The following is a 5779-nucleotide window of genomic DNA, read 5'->3' as shown; positions in this document are numbered from 1 at the left end:
CGCGTTGCTCGGTCCCCCAGCAAAATTGTTTCTATATTTTACCCGGGGGGTGTCTCAGGAAATTTTTAAAAATTATTTTATAGCTAAACCGAAGAATAGCTCAGCATATTCAATAACAATGTGAGCTTCTATTAATAACATATTTAGATAATGTTTCAGCCAATGTTCACGTAGACTTTTCTTTACAGTTTCAAGTGTAGTCTTCTCACATGCTCTTGGATTACATATGTGACGTATCTGTTTGTATGTTGTGTAGATATCTCCACGAAACTGCTTGTATATCTCAGCTTCTTTTGTAGTAGCTTCGACTATCCCGACATCTATTAACTTATTGATAATGGATAAGTCATATGTGTTACCTTGTATCGTTAGGCTGTCCACACTTACCACCTCTCTTCATCTACTATCGTGCAGCGCTTCTTCACTATGTTCTTCTCTTTGTTATGTTCCTTGTTATGGCATTGAATGCATAGCGTTTCTAGGTTGCTTAATGCGTAAGCTAAGTCTGGTCTGTCACGTAACTCTTTGATGTGATGGACGTTCCTACCCTTACTATACTTACCTTTACGCTTACATTCCTGGCATTCATTGTTGTCTCTCTCTAATGCCTTAATCCTAATGTTCCTTCTCCAATAAGGATGCTTATAGAATTTAATGATATTATCTTGTTTATACAATCTTTGTATCTCTTGCACTGATAACGGTTGTATCATTTGCTTCCTTCCAAACTTAATGTAAACGTAACGTTAACTTTACTGGTATTGTGGCTTTTGTTTATTCCAATGAATAAAGTATTTTCATTAGCAAAAGGAGCTAAACTTGTTAATTCAAATCCAGCCTTCATTAATGCTTCTTTGCATCCTAAATAAGATACAACCTCTTCTGATTTACTCATATCTACAGTAACAACCGTTGTCGTTTTTACTTCCATCTACGATCATCCTCCTCAAAATAAAAAGCACCCGAATGGATGCTTTTTTATAGATTATTAATTTGTATTTTCATTCCGGTACGTGAAGTTTTATCCTTATTCCAATCACCTAATAATGAACCGCTGATATGCACCAACAATATTAAGTAACTGGAAGAAGAGCAAAAGCTCTCTCTAATAACGGTATCATTCAATCGTTACCATCTGCTGGTTTCGGATTTTATGTGCCATCATTATGAAACCGTTTAGACAACATATAGTTTACAAAGGAATTTATGAGTTGTGTTTTCCGCCACTTCTCACAATACAAATATAGCATGTTAAAAACCAAAACGTGTCCGTAAATAGTTCGCAAATCCTCCGCGAATCGTTCACAATATTTACTTTTCAGCTTTTCCAAATATGTCAAACATACTTTTCCTTATATTTTCTGGATGTAATGTATATTGAATAGATTCAAATGAGTTATAATCCTTTTCTTTTGAATAAAGATTTATTCTTATTGTATCCATATCTAACTCCACTTGTATTGAATTATAATCCAATTCGTAAAATTCTTTATAAGCATGTCCAGGGTCTGGAAAGTTATTCTTAAACATACTATTGTATTTCGGTTTAAAATAATGGATAAGCGCCGCTTCGGTTATAGTTACTATTGGTTTAGTTAATACCAATGGCGGTTGGGCAATTACATTTAAAAAGTGTTCCATATCTTCCTCTGGGCTCTTTTCGACTTGCTTTGTTAACCCATCGAATGAAGCTAACAATCTAGGTGTAAATTCGAAAAGAATTATTGCTATATCATTATCAGGCTCCTCGAATAAGATATCCGATTGGATTTTTTGTAATGTACTATGGGATTGCAGCCTATCTAATGCATCCCTTTCCCCCTCTTTCCCAAAAGCTTGGCCAATATACATAATTTCAGAATCTAAATAATTTCTAGATATCTCTAAATAGAAATGCAAAATTCTAATTCCTACGCCAGTCCCATCTTTATCCTTAACAAATATAGTCTTCAATGGCTTATCAAAGCTATATTCATATTCTTTATGACTACCTGAAAATAAAATAGTTTTTATTTCATGAGAAGTAGTTCCTGCCTCCGTTTTAATATTCACTTTAAGACTTATATGATCATCAAATACTTCCAAAGAGTTAGGATTAAAAGTTAACTTCGGAATAAGAGTAACCATATATATATTATTTTTACTTTCAAGGTTTAAATTTTTCAAATCGTTTGGGTAACAAATCGTTACATGAGAACTATAAGTATGTAAACCAAATTCAGAAACATATTTTCTTTCCATCTCATACACCCCTTATACATAATAGATTTATTTATTAATAATTCAATTTTTATTATACAACACTAGAAATTTATCTTCATTGTATAAGTAGTGTTTCTAATAATGAAATCTAACATTATTTTTTGGTGCTATTAAGTACACTTTTCACTCTATTTTTCATGTTTTTGATTAATAATCCCTAAAAATGAATTAGCTATAAACTAGATTGTGTTAAATTCACCTATTCCGTTTCACCTTAGAGGTATCAATCTTTTTCGTATTTTATAAAAATGAATTTGACACTTTTCTTTTGTAGCTAATTCCGAAAAAGTAAGCGTACACACAAACTTTACTCAATTTTAATTACGTTTATATAAATCCAAATTATCTACACAATAAAAAGGGATTGAATAAAATTATAAACCTTTTATTCAATCCCCTTTATCTTCATGATTAAATTTTTTTAAAAGAAATAACCGTTCCTTTTCCTTTATTTTCATCTAGATATCCTACAGGTAAATTTACTATAGCCTCTATATCTGATTGACATAATCTAACTTCCTCACAAATTTGCTTCTTCGTCTTAACGTGATTATCTATAATTAAATCAATTGCTTCTTTTAATAATAATGGTGATTCACTTTGTAATAAATCATCATATGGCTCTTGAGTTCTCCAACCTTTTTTCGCTATTTGCTTCCACAAATAACTTGCTTGATAATCATTTATTATATTTAACTCTCTTGAACGATATATCATAGCTTGTATAGAAATCTGCCATCTCTTTTTTAAAAGTAAGTAATAATCCAATGTATGACTAATAAGTTCCTCTGAAAAGGATTTAGCAGGCATTAAAAACGAAGATGCAAAATAGTTAGCTTCATCCTCCATACGCTTATAAACTTCTTTTTTATTAAAGTCTTCTTTTTTTACATGTTTGTGTAATAGATAATGTCCTAATTCATGCGCTAATGTAAACTTTATTCTTGAAGGAGTAGACCTTTCATTACCAACAAGTATAAAAAGTTTATTTCCAATCCACCTAGAGCAGGCATCTATTGCAAAGTCCTCAGATTTTATCAGACTTACTACTATTCCATGCTTTTCAAATAAATGTGTAATATCTGAAATCGGCCCCTCATTTAAATCCCATTGCCTTCTTAATTCTGATGCTATATTTTCAATATCATTAAAATCTGTAGGCATAAAGTGTTCTTGATGGTTTATATTCGTTTCTGGAAGATCAGATTTTGGAAATTCTAATATTGTCTCCAAATAATCAAATATACTTATAAGCCATGAAATCTTGATTTCGTGAATTCTTTTTAACTTTGCTGTTGCGTTAGCTTTACTTCTAAAATACACGATTTCTTTTTCTATTTGCCTATATCCATCTTCAAAGAAGTAATCATATGGAAGATTTAATATATTCATGATGCTTAATAGAACTTCAGCAGGCGGTATTGATTTACCATTTTCATATTTGGAGAGAGCTTGATGAGTCCTCAACCCAATTTTCTCTGATAGTTCTCTTATTGTTAATCCTCTTGATTCGCGGCCCTCTTTTAACTTATCAGGACAAAAGGATCTATTTACGTTAATTCTTACCCCCATTTTCGTGCACTCCTTGGGCAAAATTTTTAAATCTAACTAATTGTTCTCTTGAAATTTCATTCTTCTGTTTATCTTCTTCCGATGTGCCAACTAGATGTAATTCTTTAGTAAGATCAATACAACTAAACCATTTTCCGCTTCCATCAGGAACTCCTAAATTTACAAAAGCAACTCTTCTATTAATTTGATGGTGTGTAAGTTCTAAATAACCAGGTTCCTCAATAATTTCTTGTTTATCAAAATTAATATAATACTGATTGTCTCTTTGTAATAGAGATCTGTACATCGCTTTTCTCGCCGTCTTATCTTTACTTTGTACTCTATTTATTGTAATAACTACATTTTCTGTTTGCAGTTCGACATGATAAGCTGATTTGTTTTTATTAGGTACAATTTGAGTTGTAATCTCCTTAAGTATGCCCTTATTTGCTGCTTCATATAAAGTAAACTGAGCAGCTATATTGTCAAGATATCCTATATGCTTTTTCCCTAAAGCCCATTGTAAAAAAGAAATATCTTTTATGGAAGCATCCACTAATTCATAGGCTTGCTGAATCAACGGAACAATTTGTCTCCGAACGCCTTTAGATATCTCTTTATCAATAAATTTCTTCACATCGATTGGCACACCGATATCCATAATAAGCAACACCTCATTTTTAATTTAAGGTTCTACTCTTTGCAACCATTTTACCCTTTTTAGTTATTTTCGGCAACTAAATAACCGAAATATTGAGAATACAAATCACATTTAAAATATATTCTTAAATCTTAAATTTCCTCTGATAATCATTTAATGTATCTTGTTCAATCCCTATATATCTTAAAGTCTCTTTCTGATCTGTATGATTTAACATCTTTTGTAAAGCAACTACATCTTTAAATTGCTTATAATGATGATACCCATATGTTTTTCTAAGTGAATGAGTCCCTATACGTTCTAACCCAAATTCCTCTGCAGCTTGATTTAATATTAAATAAGCCATAGCACGAGTAATAGGTTTGTTCTTTCCATTCCTACTCTTAATTAGATATTCATTCTTCGGCTTTCCTTCTGTATAATTCCTGATAGCTCTCTTTAATTCTGAAGGCATCTTCACATCTTTAATCTTTTTTGTTTTCTTTTCACGTATTACAATATTCCATCCCTCAACATCTCGAACACGTAAACGCAATATATCCGATATTCTGAACCCTGTATTAATACCAAGAAGAAACAGAATGTAGTTCCTCTCATTCTGCTTCTTATAGAATTCTTTTATTTCTTGTATTATTTCTTTATCTCGAATTGGCTGCACAATATTCATACACTTTGCCCCTCTTTTTGTTTACCTGTTTTTATAAATACCTCTTTCTTTAGATTGAAAGCTAAACGTAATATCGCACGTCCTTTCAATTTATAATACTTTGTTTTACCTATACCTAAATCCATCCAGATATCTGGATCATATCCAATATCATCTTCCATATAAAATTTCACAATTACCTCACGTTCATCATCCCTTAAGCGATTCACAGCATCATATAACCAATTCATAAATTTGTTTCTTTCTTGTTCATACTCTATTCTTTCAATTGCAATATTTTCAGTTGAGCTATTAAACTCGTTTGTAGTTGATGGAGGAACAATAGAATATAATGGTGTCACTTTTGGCAGCATATCACATGGCATTGTTGCTAAATACGTACGATACTCGTTGAATACTTTTTCAATTTCTTGTTTTGTTCTTTTTCCATCCACGATTGGCATTTTAAATGCTAATTGTTTATTCATATTTAATTCCTCCATTGTTATTATTTTTGTCTTACTGCTCCACGTCTGCGTTCATAACGTGGTCCATGAACTCCCATTAACTCTTCAATTTCACGAGTGCTAAATTTCTCTTTTCTTTTTTTCTTCTTTTTCTTCTTTGCTTGATTCGATTGCTTTTTCCATTCACGTAAC

Annotated in this window: 8 protein-coding genes; all 8 read right to left on the bottom strand. The window is 31.5% G+C overall.

Annotated elements, in window-relative coordinates:
- Window positions 1-72 precede the first annotated feature (72 nt).
- The 8 genes from CQ064_RS32570 to CQ064_RS32530 all read right to left on the bottom strand — a co-directional run bounded on the left by CQ064_RS32570 (window position 73) and on the right by CQ064_RS32530 (window position 5608).
- Window positions 73-381, bottom strand: a complete 309-nt coding sequence (locus tag CQ064_RS32570) for a hypothetical protein (RefSeq protein WP_000377853.1) — start codon at window positions 379-381, stop codon at window positions 73-75.
- A gap of 2 nt (window positions 382-383) precedes the next feature.
- Complete coding sequence (locus CQ064_RS32565) at window positions 384-713, bottom strand: HNH endonuclease signature motif containing protein (protein ID WP_000615852.1); 330 nt, start codon at window positions 711-713, stop codon at window positions 384-386.
- Complete coding sequence (locus CQ064_RS32560; protein WP_000453364.1) at window positions 710-931, bottom strand: hypothetical protein; 222 nt, start codon at window positions 929-931, stop codon at window positions 710-712. The genes CQ064_RS32565 and CQ064_RS32560 overlap by 4 nt, the downstream gene beginning before the upstream one ends.
- Window positions 932-1311: 380 nt before the next feature.
- Window positions 1312-2241, bottom strand: a complete 930-nt coding sequence (locus CQ064_RS32550) for a hypothetical protein (protein ID WP_000440224.1) — start codon at window positions 2239-2241, stop codon at window positions 1312-1314.
- A 432-nt stretch (window positions 2242-2673) separates the two neighbouring features.
- Window positions 2674-3834: a helix-turn-helix domain-containing protein gene (locus tag CQ064_RS32545; protein ID WP_000538961.1), complete on the bottom strand. Its 1161-nt coding sequence runs from the start codon at window positions 3832-3834 to the stop codon at window positions 2674-2676.
- A complete protein-coding gene (locus CQ064_RS32540; RefSeq protein WP_000351128.1) occupies window positions 3818-4474 on the bottom strand; it encodes a hypothetical protein in 657 nt (218 codons plus the stop codon). The genes CQ064_RS32545 and CQ064_RS32540 overlap by 17 nt, the downstream gene beginning before the upstream one ends.
- 124 nt (window positions 4475-4598) lie before the next feature.
- A complete protein-coding gene (locus CQ064_RS32535) occupies window positions 4599-5141 on the bottom strand; it encodes a tyrosine-type recombinase/integrase (protein ID WP_001028517.1) in 543 nt (180 codons plus the stop codon).
- Complete coding sequence (locus tag CQ064_RS32530; protein ID WP_001041413.1) at window positions 5138-5608, bottom strand: ArpU family phage packaging/lysis transcriptional regulator; 471 nt, start codon at window positions 5606-5608, stop codon at window positions 5138-5140. Before CQ064_RS32530 ends, CQ064_RS32535 begins: the two co-directional genes overlap by 4 nt.
- Between the last annotated feature and the right edge of the window lie 171 nt (window positions 5609-5779).

Origin of the sequence: Bacillus sp. MYb78, assembly GCF_002975115.1 — a bacterium.
Lineage (GTDB): Bacteria > Bacillota > Bacilli > Bacillales > Bacillaceae_G > Bacillus_A > Bacillus_A cereus.
This window is presented reverse-complemented; position numbering and strand designations above follow the sequence as displayed.

What these genes read in the sequence shown, in the direction of transcription:
- CQ064_RS32540 (WP_000351128.1), bottom strand. Translation starts at nt 4,474, where the DNA reads ATGGATATCGGTGTGCCAATCGATGTGAAGAAATTTATTGATAAAGAG.
- CQ064_RS32550 (WP_000440224.1), bottom strand. Translation starts at nt 2,241, where the DNA reads ATGGAAAGAAAATATGTTTCTGAATTTGGTTTACATACTTATAGTTCT.
- CQ064_RS32530 (WP_001041413.1), bottom strand. Translation starts at nt 5,608, where the DNA reads ATGAATAAACAATTAGCATTTAAAATGCCAATCGTGGATGGAAAAAGA.
- CQ064_RS32565 (WP_000615852.1), bottom strand. Translation starts at nt 713, where the DNA reads ATGATACAACCGTTATCAGTGCAAGAGATACAAAGATTGTATAAACAA.
- CQ064_RS32535 (WP_001028517.1), bottom strand. Translation starts at nt 5,141, where the DNA reads ATGAATATTGTGCAGCCAATTCGAGATAAAGAAATAATACAAGAAATA.
- CQ064_RS32545 (WP_000538961.1), bottom strand. Translation starts at nt 3,834, where the DNA reads ATGGGGGTAAGAATTAACGTAAATAGATCCTTTTGTCCTGATAAGTTA.
- CQ064_RS32560 (WP_000453364.1), bottom strand. Translation starts at nt 931, where the DNA reads ATGGAAGTAAAAACGACAACGGTTGTTACTGTAGATATGAGTAAATCA.